This is a genomic window from Candidatus Palauibacter sp. (assembly GCF_965261555.1).
GTDB lineage: Bacteria > Gemmatimonadota > Gemmatimonadetes > Palauibacterales > Palauibacteraceae > Palauibacter.
In genome coordinates this window covers 395,313-413,445 of sequence record NZ_OZ253465.1, presented here as the reverse complement: position 1 = coordinate 413,445, position 18,133 = coordinate 395,313, and the positions used below count along the sequence as shown (strand labels likewise).

The window sequence follows — 18,133 nt, the reverse complement described above, 5'->3', positions numbered from 1 at the left end:
GACGATAGGAGCGGAGCATGAACGTCCTGACACGCCGATTGGCCTGGCTCGTCCTGCCGCTGGCTGCGACGCCGGCCGCGCTCGAGGCGCAGGCCTGCCTCGGCTTCAGCGGTAGCGGGTTTCTCAGCGGCTCGGGCGCCGTGTGGCGCGAATCATCCGAAGATGTCAGAGGCCTTGGAGCCGCCGCCGGGTTCGATCTGGGCCCGGTGGCCGCGACGGGTCATTACCTGAAGTTCTCCGGCGCGGACGAGTTCGATCAGGAGTTCGACTTCGAGGACGCGCGCGCGAGCGTCGGCCTCAAACTTCCGCTGCCCGTCCTGTCGGTTTGTCCGCTCGTCACCGTGGGGATCGGTGGCGTCCTGCCGACGAACTCGGGCGATCTCCCCTACAGGAGCGAGACCGTTTATGGGGTCGGCGTCGCCGTGGGGCAACGCTTCGGCGCGCCGGGCTCGGGCCTCGCGATCATCCCTTCGGCGACCGTGAGCATCGAGAACTACTCGGTCGACCGGCTCTACGACGACATCGTGGAGGGGGACAGGGAAGTCAGCCCCGTCATCAGCGGCGGTGTTACGGTCGAGATCGGCAGCATTCGCGTCCGGCCGTACGTCAGGTTTACGACCGCCGAGGACAGTTACCTGATCGCGGGAGCCCTGCTGGGGGTCACCTTCTGACGCCATCGGTCGCTATTCTGTCTCGCCGCCAGCGGCCCGGATAGCTTCCGCCCCATGAGCGAATCGAGTCCCGGCGGGCCCGAGCGGCGTGCCCGAGAACTGCGCAGGGCGCTGCGGCACCATTCGTATCTCTACTACGTCCGCAATCAGCCCGAGATCTCCGACGGACGGTTCGACGAACTGTTCCGCGAACTGAAGGCCCTGGAGGCGTCGCACCCGGAGCTCGTCACCCCCGATTCGCCGACCCAGCGCGTGGGGGCGGAGCCGCTCGATGCCTTCGAGACGATCGAGCATGCCGCGCCGATGCTCAGCCTCGATTCATCCGCCGACGTGGAGCCGCTCGAACGGTTCGACGAACGGATGCGCAAGGCGCTCGGAGATGACATCGGATACGTCGTCGAGCCGAAGCTGGACGGCGCCTCGATCGAACTCGTCTACGAGTCCGGCCGGCTCTCGCGGGCCGTAACCCGGGGAGATGGAGTACGCGGCGAAGGCGTGACCGAGAACGTCCGCACGATCCATTCGGTGCCGCTCCGGCTGCGGGCCGCGGATCGCGAGGTGCCGCCGCTCCTGGCGCTGCGGGCCGAAGTCATCATGAGGGTGGGCGATTTCGAGACGCTGAACGCCCGGCTTCTCGAGAGCGACCGCCCTCCGTTCGCGAACCCGCGCAACGCGGCGGCCGGATCGTTGCGGCAGCTCGACCCGCGGATCACCGCCGCGCGCCCGCTCGACATCTACGTCTACGACATCCTAGCGATCGACGGACGGCCGCCGGCCACCCAGCGCGCCACGCTCGAAGCGCTGTGCGAGTGGGGGCTGCCCGTGAACGAGCGGTGCCGGCCCGCGGCCGACGTCGGAGAGATCCTCGCGTTCCAGGCGGAGATCGAGGAGGGCCGCGACGACCTCGAGTACGAGATCGATGGCCTCGTCATCAAACTCGACGACATCGCCGCGCGCGACGAAGTCGGCGAGACCTCGCACCACCCGCGCTGGGCGTTCGCGCTCAAGTTCCCGCCTCGGAAAGAGGTCACCCGGCTCCTTCACATCTTCCCCAGCGTGGGGCGGACCGGCGTCGTGACCCCCATCGCCTTCATGCGCCCGGTGGAACTGGGCGGCGTGACGGTGAGCCGCGCGAACCTGCATAACCGGGAAGAGGTCGCTCGCAAGGACATACGCGAGGGGGACCGGGTGCGGGTGCAGCGGGCGGGGGATGTGATTCCACAGGTCCTGGAGCGGATCGAGGAGCCGGGCCGCGAGCGCGCGGAACCGTGGGTCATGCCTGCCGAGTGTCCCTCGTGCGGGGCCCTCCTGGAGCCACGCGGCCCATACACGTTCTGCCCCGACCTGTTCGCCTGCCCCGCGCAGCTGGCCGGACGGATTCAACATCTCGGGTCGCGGCATGCCCTCGACATCGAAGGACTGGGAGAAGAAACCGCGAACCTCCTCGTCCGGCAGGGCGTGATCGGCCGCGTCCCCGAACTGTTCGAACTCGAGGCGGCGAAGCTGATGGAACTGGAGGGTTTCGCCGAGAAGTCCGCCACGAACCTCGTCAGGGCGATCGCCGCAGCGCGGACGACGGAACTCGCGCGCTTCATCTACGGCCTCGGCATCCCCGAGATCGGGGTGACCGTGGCGCGGGAACTCGCGTCGCACTTCCTCTCCTTCGAGGCGTTCCGGGAGGCGGCGGCAGCGGGGGAGGAGGCGCCCGCGGGGGAGGCGCTTCAGGAAGTGGACGGGATCGGACCCAGGATGGCGGAGCAGATCAGCGCCTTTCTGGCCCGTCCGGAGGTGTCGGCGGTCGTGGACGAACTGCGTTCCTGCGTCGAGCCCGTGCCCCCGCCGCGCGCGGGAGACACCCTGGCCGGACTCCGAATCGTCCTCACCGGAGGGCTCGAGTCCATGAGCCGCTCCGAGGCCGGGAAGAAGCTCGAGGCCCTGGGCGCGAAGGTCACGTCATCCGTGAGCAAGCAGACAAGCTACGTCGTCGCGGGCGAGAACCCCGGCCGCAAGCTGGAGCGGGCGCAAACGCTTGGTGTCGAGATTCTGGATGAGGCGGGTCTCCTCGCACTCCTGAGCGGCGGACCCGGCGCCCTCTCCCCGCCCCGCGAGGCCCTTTCACCCGACGAGGTTCCCGACCCCGGGGCAGCCGGCGACGCTCCCGAAACCGACGCGCCCTGATGGAGAACATCGAGATCGTCCGCGTCCTGGACGAGGTGGCCGATCTGCTCGAGATCCAGCAGGCGAACCCGTTCCGCGTCCGCGCCTACCGCAATGCGGTCCGCACGATCAACGCGCACGCATCCCCCCTGCGCAAACTGGTCGAGCAGGGCGCCGACCTCACCGAGCTGCCATCGATCGGGAAAGGGTTGGCGGACAACATTCGCGAACTCGTGGAAAGCGGGCGCCTCACGATGCTGGAGGAAATGGCGGCCGAGATCCCCCCGGGGCTCGTCGAGTTAATTCGGCTCCCGGGAGTCGGTCCCAGGAAGGCGCGCAAGTTGTGGGACGAACTTGGCGTCGAATCCATCGACGATCTGGAGGAGGTCGCGAACGAAGGGCGCGTGGCGGAACTGCCCGGTTTCGGGCTTAAGACGCAGGACCGGATCCTCCGCGGGATTCGCAACTATCGCACGAGCACGACCCGCTTCCGCCTCGGAGAGGTCGACAAGCTTCTGCCGCCGTTGATCGAACACCTGCAGGGGACACCCGGCATCACCCGCCTGGAAGTCGCGGGGAGCTATCGACGCCGGAAGGAGACGGTCGGCGACATCGACATCCTGGTCCTCGCCGACGACGCGCGCGCCGCTTCCGACGCCCTCAGCGGGTTCTCGGGCGTGGAGAGCGTGATCGGGGCCGGCGGGACGAAAACCTCCGTGCGTCTCCGCAGCGGGTTGCAGGTCGACCTCCGGGTCGTCCCGCCCGAAAGCTGGGGAGCCGCGCTCATCTACTTCACGGGGTCGAAGGAACACAACATTCGCCTGAGACGCCGCGCGCTCGAGCGAAAGCTCCGGGTTTCCGAGTACGGTGTGTTCACGATCCCCGAGGAGTCCCTTGGCGATGCGCTCGGCGAGCGGGGCATTGCCTCCGAGGGAGAGATGGTGGCGGGAGCGACGGAAGAGGAGGTCTACCGGGCACTCGATCTCTCATGGCTTGCGCCGGAGATACGACGCGACCGGGGAGAGTTACCGGCTTCCGACGCCGGGGAACTGCCTCATCTGGTCGAGAGCTCCGATCTGCGCGGGGATGTCCACATGCACAGCGACTGGTCCGATGGCCGCGTTTCCCTGGAGACGATGGTCGAGGCGTGCGTGGCGCGCGGTTACGAGTACATGGCGATCACCGACCACTCGAAAGCGCTGGCGATGGTCGAGGGTCTCGATGCCGCCAAGCTTCGACGCCAGTGGGACGAGATCGCGCAAGTGCAGGTGGCGCACCCCGAGATCCGGATCCTGCGCGGGCTGGAAGTCGACATCCTCCGCGACGGATCGCTGGACCTCGAAGACGAAATGCTCGATCAACTCGACGTCGTGATCATCTCGGTTCATTCCTTCTTCGGAATGGAACGGGCGCGGCAGACGTCACGCGTCCTGAAGGCGCTCGCACACCCCCGCTCGATGATCTTCGGGCACCCGACGGGACGGATCATCAACCGGCGCGGCCCGATCGATGTGGACATCGACGATATCCTGCACGCCTGCGCCGAGTTCGGCGTCGCCGTTGAAGTCAACTCGCACCCCCACCGCCTGGACCTGAAGGACAGCCACCTTTGGCGCGCGCGCGAACTGGGCGTACCCGTCGTGGTCGCGACCGACGCGCACCGGCCGGACGATCTGGATCTGGCGCACTACGGCATCGAACAGGCGCGCCGGGCGTGGCTCACCCCGGAACACGTCCTCAATACGCGTGGCGTGGACGACTTCCTGAAAGCCCTCCAGGGAAGGCCGGCGATTTGATCCCCCGTTGAGAGCCCGTCCCCATACTCCCGTCGACAAGGGCCGGCATATGGGACCCCAGGGTACGGAGGCTCGGACACATGACGCGTCGAGGCGGACTCTCACCGCTGTCGCGGGATCACCACATACCGCTTCGCCGACAGCTCGCGGCCGATCTGGAGGCCGGGATTCGGGATGGACACGTGCGGCCCGGAGCCCCGCTACCGTCGTCCCGGGACCTGGCGCGTCGACTCGGCGTCGACCGGCGGACCGTCGGAGCCGCGCTCGCGCGACTGCGGCGGAGGAACCTCATCGACCTCGGGAAGGGACAGCGCCCCCGGGCGACGATGCGCCCGCGTCCCCTCCGTCCGCCGCCCGCCGTGGAGATGGTGCCGCGGGCGGCGGCGCTGGACCTGCTGAGGCGCGCACACGCGGGGGGACTCTCACGTTGGCGGCTGCTCAACGAGCTGGAGCGAATCGTGGGCGAGCCGCGGAGCCCGGATCCGCATCCCGTGACGCTGTGCGAACCTCGCGCCGGGTTGCGGGCCGTGCTCGCCGCGGAACTGGAAGAGGCGTGCGGGTTCGCCGTTCACGCCGTCGACTCCGCGCGCAAGATGCCGGAGGACGCCCCGGTGATCCTGCGGCGTGAGTTGCTGTCACGCATGCGCCGGTCCGGAACCGTCGAGTGCGTTCCGATTTCACTCGCCGGGGGCACCCGCGAACGCGAACTCGTCCGACGCCGAGTACGCCGTGGATTCGTCGTGCTTCTCTCCCGCAGCGAGACCGTGCGCGTCTTCGCCGCGGAACTCGCCGCCAGGGACTTCGCTCTCGGAATCAGCTTCAAGGCTCTCGACCCGCGTCTCGACGCGCAGGCCGTGCAGCGAGCCGTGACCGCGGCAACGATCATCTTTCATGACCGACTCGTCCCGATGTCCGGGTATGCCGGCGGCATGGCTCCCGCGGTGCCGATTACGCTCCTCCCTCCCGAAGAGATCGAACGGCTCCGCGCCTACCTGTCCAGCACGGATCGGCCCCACCGCGGCCGGAGCGGATTCGCTTCGGACAGGCCGCTGCGTCCGGGGAGGACGTAGCCCATGCGCCCATCCCCCCCTAAATTGAGGAGGGGCAGCCATCGCCCCACCACGGAGTTGTTGGGATTATGAAGAACAGATTCTATCCGACCGACTATTCGGAAAGTGGACCGTACACTGTGACGACTGTCTGTTGCGGCATGGATTCCGGCCCCGAGTGCGATCGTGTCTAAAGCCAACTTCGACCCCGGAGTGATCGTGAGGGCCCTCCGCTTCCGGGCGAAACTCGATGGATTTCGGCTCGAGCGCGGCCACTACATGGATCGGCCCGAGGATCGCGCGGACCGCTGGTACGTCGTTCCGCTGGGAAACAGCGACGCCTCGCGCTCTGGAGACGGTTTCCCGACGATCAAGAAGGCGGCCGCCGAAGCAGAGCGCCTCCGCAAGCTCCGCGAAGCTTCCCCGCCCGAGGACTAACGCCCCGCCGCGGCGACCCCGGCGGACCGGCCCCCGTTCCCACCGCCCATCCATCGAAACCGCCGCTTGAAGCGCCGACCCCCCGCAAGTATTATCGACGCCCCAACTCATTGGGACGTTGGCCCGTGGTGGAATTGGCAACACGTCTGGCTCTGGACCAGAAGATTCCAGGTTCGAGTCCTGGCGGGCCAATCAGGACAGCAGGTTCCTGCGGAGGGGTGGCCGAGTGGCTTAAGGCGGCGCCCTGCTAAGGCGTTGACTCGAAAGAGTCTCGTGGGTTCGAATCCCACCCCCTCCGCCTCAGAAGGAAGGTGTGGGCGGCTCGAAAGAGTCTCGTGGGTTCGAACCGAGCGACCGCAGGTCGCGAGCTCGGGGAGCGAAGCGACCCAATCCCACCCCCTCCGCCTCCCTACCTCCGGCTTCACCCCGGAGGCTTCCGGACGGGTGGCCGAGCGGACTAAGGCGCACGCCTGGAGAGCGTGTGGGCAGCAACCCTGCCTCGTGGGTTCGAATCCCACCCCGTCCGTTATAGCAGTTCCCACGAGGCAGGTGCGAACGTGCCTGCCCCTCGTGGGTTCGAACCGAGCGACCAAAGGGAGCGAGCTCGGCGAGTCCCGCGCAGCGGGAGGAAGCCAATCCCACCCCGTCCGTTATAGCAGTTCCCACGAGGCAGGTGCGAACGTGCCTGCCCCTCGTGGGTTCGAACCGAGCGACCAAAGGGAGCGAGCTCGGCGAGTCCCGCGCAGCGGGAGGAAGCCAATCCCACCCCGTCCGTTATAGCAGTTTCCCACGAGGCAGGTCGAAGATGCCTGCCCTCGTGGGTTCGAACCGAGCGACCAAAGGGAGCGAGCTCGGCGAGTCCCGCGTAGCGGGAGGAAGCCAATCCCACCCCGTCCGTTATAGCAGTTCCCACGAGGCAGGTGCGAACGTGCCTGCCCCTCGTGGGTTCGAACCGAGCGACCAAAGGGAGCGAGCTCGGCGAGTCCCGCGTAGCGGGAGGAAGCCAATCCCACCCCGTCCGTTATAGCAGTTTCCCACGAGGCAGGTCGAAGATGCCTGCCCTCGTGGGTTCGAACCGAGCGACCAACGGTCGCGAGCTCGACGAACCCGCGGAGCGGGTGAGTCAATCCCACCCCGTCCGCCCCGAAAGTTTGACAGCAGGAGCCCTCTCGGAGCACCTTCCCCGGCCGCGCCTACCGGGCGCTTCGGCAGCTTCCGAGAGCATCCCGGTAGCCGGCACTCGGAGAGGTGGCAGAACGGCAATGCACCGGTCTCGAAAACCGGCGCCCTCACGGGCTTGGGGGTTCGAATCCCCCCCTCTCCGCTAGAGATGACACCGTAAAGCACTTATCTACAATCACCTATCCGATAAGGGTCACCGGCGATGTCCTGCACGGTGTCCCACACTACAGGGGCCGAACACCATGGAAGTATCTCTTGCCGTGCTAGCCGACTACGTCGTCGTCTCGCACGACCAGAAGCTGAGCATCCTTGGAATCTTCAATAACATCAACGGCCGCCAAGCGCCCGGAACGTTTCCCAACTGCTTCATCGTCATCGTGATGGAACTTGCGGCCGTCGAAGCAAACCGGGAGCACGAGGTCGAGATTCGGTGCATGGATGCCGATGGAGCGCCGGTGTTCGATGCGACCGGGAAGTTTGTGGCTTCGAACGTGACCACCGGCAACGCAATACGCGCAAACCACGTGATGCAGCTTGGCCCGCATATCCAACTGCCGAGATTCGGAGACTATTCGATCTCCATCTTCGTCAACAACGACCTGAAGAAGGAGATCACGTTCAGCTTCATGCAGGTGCAGCGCCTTGAAGTTGCTGGACCTGCTGGATACGTTGGAGGGCGAGGAGGAACAATGTTGAAGACACTAAATTATTACATGACCCTGCCTTACACGATCGACGTCGTGTACGCCGAATCCGGCAAGGCTCCTCCTTACGTGGCCAGGATTCTGGAGTTGCCTGGTTGCATAGCTCAAGGTCGGAGTCATAACGAGGCGGTTCGAGAACTGCGCGAGGCCCAGGCCCTTTTCATCGAAGCCATGCTCGAAAGCCACGTTCCTATCCCGGAACCTGCGTACACTTCGGAGGCTACCGTGACGGAGGCCACCCTGACGAAGCTCACGTGCGCTGTTTCGATCCCCGAGAGCCACCTCACGACGTCGCCTCCCGTAACGTCTCGACTGATTCCCGCCTGAGAACCGAGGGACCGCAGGTCGCGAACTCGGGGAGTGAAGCGAGACCTTCCCCGGCACGCGCGAACGCCGCCCGCGCCGGGGAAGGGAAGAGGTTCAGCCGACCTCCGCGTGGGCGCTCCAGCGGTCGAATACCTGTCCGCTGGCATCGAGCCGGACGGGTATGCTCTCGCCGGTAGACGACTGACCCGCGTGAATGGTCACACACCCTGCTCGGCGACCCGCCGCCAACCGTGATCGGCTGTGGTTCTAGTGAAACAGTAGCGCGTCCAATAAGTTACGAGATGAACCTGTGTGCGGCGGTCAACCGGTGAATCCAGTCTTCGTCGCGCTCGCGTTCACGGCGTGCTTCGGCACGCGCTGCTGGATACTGGACGGACCGCGCGTCACGGAGATCGATGAAGCCTCCGCCGACACGCTCCAGAGCTGGTTCGTCGGCGATTTCGGCGCCGATACGCTGTGGGTCGGCGAGCGAGGCCGGGTCATCCATGCCATGAACAGGGAAACCGGTGAACGGGCGACCATCGACCGGTTGCTCGTTCGGGTCACCCGTCATGGCGCAGAGGGCTCGGAGACACCCCTCCGACCCCGGAGCCGACGCGACCCCGAACCTCCACGCCCGAGACGCCTGCACCGCAGCACGCGCTACGAGAGCTGATACGGGGCCGGATCCCGGGCTCCCGCCGCAGCGAACCCGGCGAGCCTCAGGCGGCAGGAGTCACACGCTCCACAGGCCGCGCCCGACTCATCGGGATCGTAGCAACTCCGCGTCATCCCGTAATCGACGCCCAGCGCGAGCCCGCGCCGGATGATCTCCGCCTTGGTGAGGTCGATCAGAGGCGCGTGGATCCGGAAGGGCCGACTCCCTTCCACCCCCGCCTTTGTGCCGAGGCCGGCGAGTTTCTCGAACGCATCGAGAAACTCGGGGCGACAGTCGGGATATCCGCTGTAGTCGACGGCGTTGACGCCGATGAAGAGGTCGGAGGCCCCGAGAACCTCCGCCCACGCGAGCGCCATCGACAGGAAGATCATGTTCCGCGCCGGGACGTAGGTGACGGGGATGTCCTCGGAATCCGCGGCCGCCTGCCGGCCCTTGGGCACTTCCAGGTCACCGGTCAGAGCCGAGCCCCCGAATGCGCGCAGATCGACGTCGGTGACCATATGCCGGATCACCCCCATCGCTGCCGCCACGCGACGGGCGGCGTCAACCTCGAGTTCGTGTCTCTGCCCGTAGCGGAGCGTCAGCGCATAGGGCCCATATCCCCGCTCGACCGCGATCGCCAGCGCGGTTGCGGAGTCGAGTCCACCACTGAGCAGGACAACCGCTCTGCGGCCCATCCACCACCTCCAGAGAGCGAATTCAGGGTCCCGGAGCCCTGCCGGGAGGCCACTTGTAACACGGTTTCGCACCGCGCGGCAATGCATGGTAAAGTGGAGCCGGAAGCGGCTTTGAACCCTGATGCCCTGCGCGGTCGAGCGGGGATGCCCGTAAGGAGAACCGATGCGGATCCGGTCACCCGGCCGGGGCGACGCACTGCTGGTTGTCGACGTGCAGAGGGATTTCCTCCCCGGCGGTGCGCTCGCCGTCGCTGAAGGCGATGCCGTGATCCCACCGCTGAACGAAGCGATCCGCGCCTTCTCCGAAGCGGGCCTTCCGATCTTCGTGACGCGCGACTGGCACCCGCCGGATCACTGCTCGTTCGTCCAGCAGGGCGGCCTCTGGCCGCTCCACTGCGTCGCGGGAACGACTGGAGCGGCGTTCCCGAAGTCCCTGCGACTTCCTGCCTCGCCTCTCGTGATCTCCAAGGCCACCGACCCGGCCTCCGAGGCCTACTCCGCGTTCGCGGGCACCGATCTCGCCGAACTTCTCTCGGATCGACGCGTCAGGCGGGTCTTCGTGGGCGGACTCGCGACGGATTACTGCGTGCTTCGAACCGTACTCGACGCACGAGCGGTCGGCCTGGACGTGGTTGTCCTGGACGACGCGGTGAGAGCCGTGGGCGTCGAGTCGGGCGATGGGGCCCGCGCCATCGGACGCATGCGAGCGGCCGGAGCGATTTTTGCCTCGGCGCGAACGGCCCTGGCCGAGGAGTAGAGGGTCATGGCGGCAGGTGGCGTCGCGCGGACGCCGAGCCGGGGACGGAGCGCCCTGCTCACGGATCTCTACCAGCTCACCATGCTCAAGGCGTACTGGGAACACGGAATGCACGACACCGCCGTGTTCGAGTTCTTCGTCCGCCGCCTCCCCCCGAATCGCAATTTCCTGTTGGCTGCGGGTCTGGCTCACGCCCTCGACTATCTGGAGGGCCTGCGTTTCGAACCCGACGAACTCGAGTGGCTCGGCGGCCAGCCCGGCTTCCCCCCCGCCTTCGTCGACTGGCTCGCCGATCTGCGCTTCACCGGGGATGTGGACGCGATGCCCGAGGGCACCGTCTTCTTCCCGGAAGAACCGCTGCTGCGGGTGACCGCGCCCCTCCCTCAAGCGCAACTCGTCGAGACACGACTCATCTCGCTGCTCAACTACTCCTCCCTCATCGCCTCGAAGGCGATCCGCTTCACGCTCGCAGCCCCGGCGGCCCGGCTCGTGGACTTCGGTCTGCGGCGGGCACACGGCTCGGAAGCGGGGCTTCTTGCCGCCCGCGCCGCCTACATCGCCGGCTTCGACGGCACCGCGACCGTACTGGCCGGACAGCGCTGGGGGATCCCGATCTTCGGCACGATGGCCCATTCGTTCATTCAGGCGCACGACAGCGAGGCCGACGCCTTCATTCGCTTCGCCCGCGCCCATCCCCGCAACGCGGTGCTGCTTATCGACACCTACGACACCGAGGCGGGGGCGTCGAAGGTCGTCGAAATCGCGTCCCGCCTCCGCATGGAAGGCATTGAGATCCAGGCGGTGCGGCTGGATTCGGGGGATCTCGACGCCCACGCACGGCGCGTGCGCCGAATTCTGGACGAAGGAGGCTGCCGCGGCGTCCGCATCTTCGCGAGCAGTTCGCTTGACGAACACGGCGTGGCCCGGCTGGCCCATGCCCCGATCGATGGCTTCGGCGTGGGGGCCGCCCTCACCGTTTCCGCGGACGAGCCGAAGCTCGACAGCGTCTACAAGCTTCAGGAGTACGCCGGCCGGCCGCGCCGCAAGCGCTCGGAGGGGAAGGCGACGTGGCCGGGTCGCAAGCAGGTCTTCCGCACCCGCGAATGCGGTCGGATCGCGCGCGATGTGCTGGGGCTCGAGGACGAGGCGTTGTCCGGCGAGGCCATGCTCGTGCCCGTGGCGCGCGCCGGAGCACGACTTCGGTCGGATCCCCCGCTGGAGGAGATCCGCGATCGTGTCCGAACCTCGCTCGAAACGCTCCCCGCCGAGCTCCGGGGACTCGAGTCGGCGCGCACGCCGTTCCCGGTGGAACCATCGCCGGGCGTCCGTGAACTGGCCCGGGAGGTCGACCGCCGGTCTTCCGGAGGCGACGTCGGAAAGGGCTTCGCGGCGACCGTCAGACCCGGCTAGCTTTCTCGACACGACCGTGTTCGAGGAGGTGATATGAGGTTCGCCAAGCTTTCCCCGGGTTTCGTCCTTGCCGCGTGCGTCGCGGCTCCCTCCACGGCCGCTGGCGATCAGGCGGCGGAGGCCGGCGCCACCGCCTTCGTCGGCGTGAACGTGATTCCGATGGATTCCGAGCGGGTCCTCGCCGGCCAGACCGTCATCGTCCGCGGCGACCGGATCGTCGCGGTCGGGCCGGCCGCCGACGTCGATGTGCCGGACGGCGCCCGCCGCATCGATGGCGCGGGGAAGTTCCTGATGCCGGGACTGTCGGAGATGCACGGACACACGCCGGGCGGCTTCCCGACCGACACGTTCCGCGAGCAGGTGATGTTCCTCTACGCCGCGAACGGCGTGACGACGGTGCGGGGGATGCTCGGACTGCCCGGCGACCTCGAGTTGAAGGCCAGGACGAACACGGGGGAGATCTGGGGGCCGACGCTCTACCTCGCGGGTCCGAGCTTCAACGGCAACTCGGTGACGTCGCCGTCGCAGGCGGCGGATCGCGTGTGGATCCAGAAAGAGGAAGGGTGGGACCACCTGAAGATCCACCCGGGACTCACCGTGCCGGAGTACGACGCGCTCGCCGCCGCCGCCGCGCAAGCCGGCATTCGCTTCGGGGGCCATGTCCCGGCCGATGTCGGGATCCGGCACGCCATCCTCATGGGACAGGAGACCTTCGACCACCTCGACGGCTACCTGGAGGAGGCGGGAGGCGTCCGCGGCCCCATGGACCCGGCGAAGCTGGACGAACTGTTCACGCTGACGATCGGTGCACGGGCCTGGGTCGTGCCCACGATGGTCCTCTGGGAAGTGGGCGTCATCGGCCTCGGCGACCCCGAGGCGCTCGCGGCCTATCCGGAGATGCGCTACTGGCCCCCGCAGGGCGTCCAGGGCTGGAAAGACCGCCTCCAGGCGATCCAGGCGCGCGGCAACTGGGACGTGGAGCAGGCGCGCCGGCACGCGAGCAACCGGACGCGTCTCCTCGGCATGATGAACGAGGCCGGCGTGGGCATCCTCATGGGCACGGATTCCCCGCAGATGTTCAGCGTCCCCGGCTTCTCGCTCCACCGCGAACTCGCGGCGATGGCCGACGCCGGGATGTCGCCGTACGAGATCCTCGCCAGCGGCACCCGGAACGTCGGGGAGTACTTCCAGGCCTACGACACCTTCGGGACGGTGGCCGCGGGCCGGCGGGCGGATCTGATTCTGACGAACACGAACCCGCTCGAGGACGTGGCGAACGTCGCCGACCGCGCGGGCGTCATGGTGCGCGGCGTGTGGAAATCCGAGGAGGAGATCCAGCAGGGACTCGCCGAGATCGCCGCCAGCTTCGGCAACTGACGGAGACGCACAGGACGGAGACGATGATGACGGAGAACGGAAGCGTACGCGGGGTGGTCGAGCGCCACGACGGGATCATCACGGTGCGCGGTGGGGGACGTCACCGCGCGTGGAACGGGATCGAATACAAGACGGGGATGTGGGCGGAGAACGTCGGTTCGGGCGCGCTCTCCATGAACGTGGCGATGATCCCGCCGGGGGGCGTCGCCAAGGCGCACATCCACGTGGACTTCGAGGTGATGCTCTACATCCTGCAGGGACGCGTCCGGCACGAGTTCGGGCCGCGGTTGGAGAAGACGCTCGACAACGAGGCGGGCGACTTCATCTTCATCGAACCGGGCGTGCCCCACGAGGTGCTCAACCTCAGCGACACGGAACCGGTCGTGGCGGTGGTCGCGCGCTCGGACGCTCAGGAGTGGGAGAACATCGTCGACTTCGAGCGCCCTCCGCCCGGGTAGGCGGTAGCGCAGGTGGAGAACCGACGGCCGTTCAGAATCCGAGCGACGCCGTCTCCCGCCTCACGTCCCCCGCCGCAGTCATCACCCCGGTCTCAGGGTCGCGCCAGGTCACCGTGGGAGCGCCGGCCCGCCAGTTCCAGAGGCCCCATGAACGCACGTCGTGGCCCATGGCGCGCAACGCCTCGGCCGTCTCCGCCGGAATCCGGTCCTCCATGTAGAGGACGGCGGGATTGAGGTTCACTTCGCTGCCGGTAGCCGGGAAGTTGTAGCTGCCGAAACGGGGCTGGTCGACGGCCTGCTCGGGGGACATGCCCCACACGGTCACATTCAGGAAGACCTGCAGGAGACACTGCATCTGCTGGTCGCCGCCCGGGGTGGAGAGCCCCATGAACGGTTCGCCATCCATCATCACGAGAAGGGGCGAATTGGTGTTCCGCGGACGCTTGCCGGGCGCCATCGCATTGGCCAGGTCAGGGTCCAGGTTGAACTGGCCCATGCGGTTGCCCAGGCCGAATCCCCATCCCGGAATCATGGGAGTGAAGGTGTGGCCGTCGCTCTCGGTGAGGGAAAACACGTTGCCCTCGTCGTCCATCACGTTCAGGGAGGACGTGTCGAAGGAGTGAGTCCCCGAGTCCGCCGCGTCGGCCCCCGGGAGGTTCCGCACAGCGGCTGTGGGTCGACCTCCCGCCGCCTCGAAGCTCGCGGGCGCGCCCTCCGCCACCGCCGCCATCCGTGCCGGATCGCCCCACGGAGGCATGTCCCGGAAGGCGCGATTCTCGTCGATGAGTCCGATGCGCTCGCGCGCGTACGCCTTCCCGTACAATCCCTCCGGAGCGGGCGCGAAATCCGGATCCCCGACGTACCTGTGGGCGTCCGCCATCGCGAGGTCGATCACCTGCGAGATGAGGTGGATGTACTCCGGCGTGTTGTAGCCGAGGGCGCGCAGGTCGTAGTTCTCCAGCATGTTGAGCATCAGGATGAGGCGCGGCCCCTGGCTCCAGCCGTCGCCGGTGTGGACGTCGTAGCCGTGGAAGCGGGTCCCCAGCGGCTCCTCCCACCGACTCTCGTATCCCGCCATGTCCTCGTAGCGGACGATGCCGTCGTGCTCCCGGAAGAAGCGGTCCACTGCGCGCGCGGGGTCCCCCCGGTAGAAGGCGTCCCGCGCGGCGCGGATCCCGTCGGAACGGCTTCCTCCCGCCGCCAGCGCCTGCCGCTCGGCCTCCGTCATGTAGCGGATGAGCCGCCCCAGGTCGGCGTTCACCATGAGATCGCCCAGCCGCTGCTCGCCGACCCCGTTCGGGAACCAGAAGTCGCGATTGTAGGGAAAGGCGAGGATCCCCTCGGTCTGATCCCCGATCATCCATTTCTGCATCTTGTAGAGGTGATAGCCCCCCTCGGCGATGCGCAGCGTCGGCTGCGCGGCCTCGCCGAAGCTGAGGGTGCCGAAGCGGTCGAGGGCGGCGAGCCAGACGTCCACGTCCGCGGGAATCAGCGCGTTGTTGATGGGCGACTTGCCGTGCTTGAGGAAATGGTCGAGGGTGGCGAGCGCGGGTGAGGTTCCCGCCCCGACCCGGGTGATCACCCGGTCCTCGGCGGCGCTGTACACGATGAGCGGCGCGACCCCGGTCCATCCCGCGTAGTCCATCTTGAGCGCCTTGAGCGCCATCCCCGCGGTCACCCCGGCATCGAAGGCGTTGCCTCCGGCCCTGAGTACGTCGTAACCGGCCTGCGTCGCGAGATAGTGCCCGGAGGAGATCACCCCGTGCGTGCCCATGATGCGCGGCCGCATCGCCTCGACGTTGTCGGCGTCGTGGACGGCGCCGTGACTCCGGAACGGAGCGATGGTGGTGAAGACGCCTTCCTCGGCGGTTGCGGATTCCTCCGGGGCGTCCATCCCCGGACCGCACGACGCGACGAGTGCCAGAACTGCGACTGCGACTACACGTGCGAAAGGCTTCATCGCGTCATCCTCCTGTATCCGCTCGCTTCCCACAATCCTGAAGCTACTTCCGCGGACCGCCCCGGCAACGACCAGGCGCGGCGTTCCCGCGGGAACGGCGGATCGCTCGCGGCGTAAATCACGGCAGGAGATCACGTAAGTCAAACTGGGAATGCACGATCTGCCACTCTTGCCGTTGTACTGGACCTTGCTGGACCGTGCCGCGAAAGCGGGGAAACCGGTCCTGAATGGCGGGACTCCCGCACCCGCGCCCCCTCCTTGCCGAGGGTCCCCGAAACCGACTTCTCGCCCGTCGTCCCAAGGATTCCATATTGCCTTCCGGGATTGGCTGCGGAGACGGGCGTGGACCGCGTGGTGGCGGAGACCGCGCTGCCGCACGGTGGGCGTCGTCGAGGGGGCGTACCTGCGGAGCGACCTTGTTCCCCCGGCGACGGGAGGTCATGCAGGGTGGGGCGACTACCTCTGATGGTGAGGGGCTGCTGACTTAATTGCCTCTAACCCGTTGGAACGCTTCTAAGCCCTCAGGACTGCGAACGGGGCCTGCTCAGCTCTCCGGCATCAGGACAGGAACCGTGAATGTCGGGGCGTCCGACAACGTGGACGGCCGAACTCGCTCGCCGATCCCATGGCGCTCGGCAAGGGACCGCACCAAGTCGACGAACCAGTCCTCGGCGAACGGTGCGACAACGATCTCTTCCACGAGCCCCAGTAGATCGACCTCAAAGTACCCGCCGCCATCTTGAACGCCGTGGTCTTTCCCGATCCAGGCTCGCCAAGTAGCACATACGCCGGGACGTTGCGCCAGTCCTCCAACGAACTGGATTCTGCCGACGAAGCTGCATTGGGCTCAGCGGGCTGAGCCCCGATCGAGGCTCAACTCCGTTACTCGCCGCGTCACGCGAAACGTCGTCATCCTTCTTCCTCAAGCCAGTAGGCTGGCTGGTTCCGACGGGAACTCGTGCTGCGCCACGCCGCTGGTGCCCTTACTACCTCGCGCCGGGTGGGCTTGAATGGCCTCTCAACGTTCATTCCGCTCCCAGATCCGCGGAGGTGGGTGGCCCCATAGCAGCCCGCGGTCCGATTGGGATGCCGATATGCTCGCGCCAGTTTCGTACAAGGTCGTCCGACCTCATCTTTCCTCGAAGAAGGGGCTCATGCGCAAGATGGCCTTTTCATCCTCGCGCAGGTAGGTATTTGGATAGCCGGCATATCCTGCGGACATGAGCGCGCCTTCGTCGTCAATCGGGTGATCGAGGCCAAACGCGTGGCCGAGCTCGTGACCAGCGCCTCCGATCCAGCGACCGAACCCAAACGGCCCCAACCCGCAATGGACCCACTCCTGGTCCGTCAGCCCCTTGAGGTCCCAACTTCCCATCATGGTTAGTCCTTCGCTCCCGCGCCCAAGCCCTAGCGTCACATCGCAGGATTCGTCGACATCGGCATAAACCACCCAAGTGTATGCCGATTGCTGGTCGAGGAAGCCGCAACCGATAACCGCATCCCGAACCTCGTTCCAAACGCGCGGCCAGCCGCCGTGGGTGTAGTGCTCATGGGGCTCCGGCATGGTGCAGGTCTCCGGCAGCGGATCCTGGAGCCGGAAGGTCAACCCGTCCAACTGCTCACGGTACCACCGCTGAAGATCGGTCAGGGCGTTCGAAATACCCTGCCTATACGCAGCGTTTACAGGCCGGTCGGCGGGCACCGCATACACTACCCGCACCGCTGGCTCGGGAAGCAGCTGGTGCGGTGGCTGTACGGGGGGCGTGGCAGCGCCACGGGCCCGCAGCGAGTCTGCTCCAGGGGCTTGCTGCCCCAGCATCACGTCTTCGTCGCGGGCTGGCGGCCCCTTCATGTTATTCCACATCGCCGAACGCCTTAACGTTCCTCAGCCTGAGCCTTAACAGCATCGTCTGTGGTTCACCCTAGAGAACTTGTCTTCTTCATCAAGACGAACCTGTCAACCTAACAATCTGGTCAAGCCGATCGCAGATTTCCGTTGGCCGTGCCGACGACATCGTGCCAGTGCTCTAAGGGGAATCGACTGAGGAGTTGCCAACCGCAATGGGCATAGCGGTCGTCGAGGACTTCGAGGAGGTCGTGGGGTGGCTGTCCGAGCCGGAAACGTCGCGCAGGCGCACCAGCAGTCCGATCTGTTGTAGCGCTGCACCGAAGTACCCAGGCTTGAAGGGATTACGTCGCATGGTGTAGGCCTGCGTGCGGCCTGACTCGTACTTTCTTCGGGATGCGACGGAGGAGCCGTGGGCGGAGGCCGGTCCGCATCCGGGACGGCGTTTAACCCCTTCGGCAATCGTCCCGATTCGAGCCGTTGACGCGGCTTGGGCCGGACCTCTCCTTATACGACATGGAGACTCCGTCGACCCCAGATTCCCGCTGCCGGAGAGCGTCGAGTGCGCCTGCCGGGAGGCGGGGGGGGGGCCGCTGCCGCCGGTGGGCCTTGACAGACCACGGCATGTTTTGCCAACGTGCATGTTGCCAACAATGTTATTGCCAA

The 18,133-nt window shown here is 66.9% G+C and carries 14 protein-coding genes and 4 tRNA genes; 15 read left to right on the top strand and 3 right to left on the bottom strand.

The genetic code is table 11. The annotated features are described in order from the left end of the window. Positions 1–17: 17 nt before the first annotated feature. From ACQY5G_RS01710 to ACQY5G_RS01660, 11 genes are all read left to right on the top strand, one after another. On the top strand, positions 18–671 hold the full coding sequence (locus ACQY5G_RS01710) for a hypothetical protein (RefSeq protein WP_428276419.1): 654 nt from the start codon (positions 18–20) through the stop codon (positions 669–671). Positions 672–725: 54 nt separating this feature from the next. Then, positions 726–2,849, top strand: coding sequence for an NAD-dependent DNA ligase LigA (gene ligA / locus ACQY5G_RS01705; RefSeq protein WP_428276417.1), 2,124 nt, complete (start codon positions 726–728; stop codon positions 2,847–2,849). Then, entirely contained in the window at positions 2,849–4,624 is a 1,776-nt protein-coding gene (gene polX, locus ACQY5G_RS01700; RefSeq protein ID WP_428276415.1) for a DNA polymerase/3'-5' exonuclease PolX, read from the top strand. Before ligA ends, polX begins: the two co-directional genes overlap by 1 nt. 80 nt (positions 4,625–4,704) lie before the next feature. Continuing rightward, a complete protein-coding gene (locus tag ACQY5G_RS01695) occupies positions 4,705–5,694 on the top strand; it encodes a GntR family transcriptional regulator (RefSeq protein ID WP_428276413.1) in 990 nt (329 codons plus the stop codon). A 165-nt stretch (positions 5,695–5,859) separates the two neighbouring features. Next, positions 5,860–6,111: a hypothetical protein gene (locus tag ACQY5G_RS01690; RefSeq protein ID WP_428276411.1), complete on the top strand. Its 252-nt coding sequence runs from the start codon at positions 5,860–5,862 to the stop codon at positions 6,109–6,111. A gap of 119 nt (positions 6,112–6,230) precedes the next feature. Further along, a tRNA-Gln gene (locus tag ACQY5G_RS01685) sits at positions 6,231–6,303 on the top strand. A 20-nt stretch (positions 6,304–6,323) separates the two neighbouring features. Next, positions 6,324–6,409 (top strand) — tRNA-Ser (locus ACQY5G_RS01680). 140 nt (positions 6,410–6,549) lie between these two features. Further along, a tRNA-Ser gene (locus ACQY5G_RS01675) sits at positions 6,550–6,637 on the top strand. A 716-nt stretch (positions 6,638–7,353) separates the two neighbouring features. After that, positions 7,354–7,435: transfer RNA gene (locus ACQY5G_RS01670), tRNA-Ser, on the top strand. Between the two features lie 118 nt (positions 7,436–7,553). Continuing rightward, on the top strand, positions 7,554–8,324 hold the full coding sequence (locus ACQY5G_RS01665; RefSeq protein WP_428276409.1) for a type II toxin-antitoxin system HicB family antitoxin: 771 nt from the start codon (positions 7,554–7,556) through the stop codon (positions 8,322–8,324). A 307-nt stretch (positions 8,325–8,631) separates the two neighbouring features. Then, positions 8,632–8,979 carry a hypothetical protein gene (locus ACQY5G_RS01660; protein ID WP_428276407.1) on the top strand — a complete coding sequence of 116 codons (348 nt, stop codon included), beginning with the start codon at positions 8,632–8,634 and terminating at the stop codon, positions 8,977–8,979. Here the strand turns inward: ACQY5G_RS01660 and queC are convergent. After that, entirely contained in the window at positions 8,967–9,659 is a 693-nt protein-coding gene (gene queC / locus ACQY5G_RS01655) for a 7-cyano-7-deazaguanine synthase QueC (protein WP_428276405.1), read from the bottom strand. The genes ACQY5G_RS01660 and queC overlap by 13 nt on opposite strands. 163 nt (positions 9,660–9,822) lie before the next feature. On the opposite strand from queC, the gene ACQY5G_RS01650 reads away from it, so the two are divergent. The 4 genes from ACQY5G_RS01650 to ACQY5G_RS01635 are packed head-to-tail and all read left to right on the top strand — an operon-like array spanning position 9,823 to position 13,661. Next, entirely contained in the window at positions 9,823–10,416 is a 594-nt protein-coding gene (locus ACQY5G_RS01650; RefSeq protein ID WP_428276403.1) for a nicotinamidase, read from the top strand. Positions 10,417–10,422: 6 nt separating this feature from the next. After that, the gene (locus ACQY5G_RS01645; protein WP_428276401.1) at positions 10,423–11,826 is read left to right on the top strand and encodes a nicotinate phosphoribosyltransferase; all 1,404 of its coding nucleotides are present in this window, start codon (positions 10,423–10,425) and stop codon (positions 11,824–11,826) included. A gap of 33 nt (positions 11,827–11,859) precedes the next feature. Beyond that, positions 11,860–13,203 carry an amidohydrolase family protein gene (locus ACQY5G_RS01640; protein WP_428276399.1) on the top strand — a complete coding sequence of 448 codons (1,344 nt, stop codon included), beginning with the start codon at positions 11,860–11,862 and terminating at the stop codon, positions 13,201–13,203. 23 nt (positions 13,204–13,226) lie between these two features. After that, complete coding sequence (locus ACQY5G_RS01635) at positions 13,227–13,661, top strand: cupin domain-containing protein (RefSeq protein WP_428276397.1); 435 nt, start codon at positions 13,227–13,229, stop codon at positions 13,659–13,661. Between the two features lie 31 nt (positions 13,662–13,692). On the opposite strand, the gene ACQY5G_RS01630 is transcribed toward ACQY5G_RS01635, so the two are convergent. Both ACQY5G_RS01630 and ACQY5G_RS01625 read right to left on the bottom strand, forming a co-directional pair. Then, positions 13,693–15,621, bottom strand: coding sequence for a gamma-glutamyltransferase family protein (locus tag ACQY5G_RS01630; protein ID WP_428276395.1), 1,929 nt, complete (start codon positions 15,619–15,621; stop codon positions 13,693–13,695). Between the two features lie 1,129 nt (positions 15,622–16,750). Continuing rightward, positions 16,751–17,485: a hypothetical protein gene (locus tag ACQY5G_RS01625; RefSeq protein WP_428276393.1), complete on the bottom strand. Its 735-nt coding sequence runs from the start codon at positions 17,483–17,485 to the stop codon at positions 16,751–16,753. Positions 17,486–18,133: the final 648 nt, after the last annotated feature.

Bases quoted from the DNA above. Each gene is read 5' to 3' on its own strand.
- polX (WP_428276415.1), top strand. From the start codon at position 2,849: ATGGAGAACATCGAGATCGTCCGCGTCCTGGACGAGGTGGCCGATCTG.
- ACQY5G_RS01640 (WP_428276399.1), top strand. From the start codon at position 11,860: ATGAGGTTCGCCAAGCTTTCCCCGGGTTTCGTCCTTGCCGCGTGCGTC.
- ACQY5G_RS01695 (WP_428276413.1), top strand. From the start codon at position 4,705: ATGACGCGTCGAGGCGGACTCTCACCGCTGTCGCGGGATCACCACATA.
- ACQY5G_RS01630 (WP_428276395.1), bottom strand. From the start codon at position 15,621: ATGAAGCCTTTCGCACGTGTAGTCGCAGTCGCAGTTCTGGCACTCGTC.
- ligA (WP_428276417.1), top strand. From the start codon at position 726: ATGAGCGAATCGAGTCCCGGCGGGCCCGAGCGGCGTGCCCGAGAACTG.
- ACQY5G_RS01635 (WP_428276397.1), top strand. From the start codon at position 13,227: ATGATGACGGAGAACGGAAGCGTACGCGGGGTGGTCGAGCGCCACGAC.
- ACQY5G_RS01625 (WP_428276393.1), bottom strand. From the start codon at position 17,485: ATGTGGAATAACATGAAGGGGCCGCCAGCCCGCGACGAAGACGTGATG.
- queC (WP_428276405.1), bottom strand. From the start codon at position 9,659: ATGGGCCGCAGAGCGGTTGTCCTGCTCAGTGGTGGACTCGACTCCGCA.
- ACQY5G_RS01650 (WP_428276403.1), top strand. From the start codon at position 9,823: ATGCGGATCCGGTCACCCGGCCGGGGCGACGCACTGCTGGTTGTCGAC.
- ACQY5G_RS01710 (WP_428276419.1), top strand. From the start codon at position 18: ATGAACGTCCTGACACGCCGATTGGCCTGGCTCGTCCTGCCGCTGGCT.
- ACQY5G_RS01645 (WP_428276401.1), top strand. From the start codon at position 10,423: ATGGCGGCAGGTGGCGTCGCGCGGACGCCGAGCCGGGGACGGAGCGCC.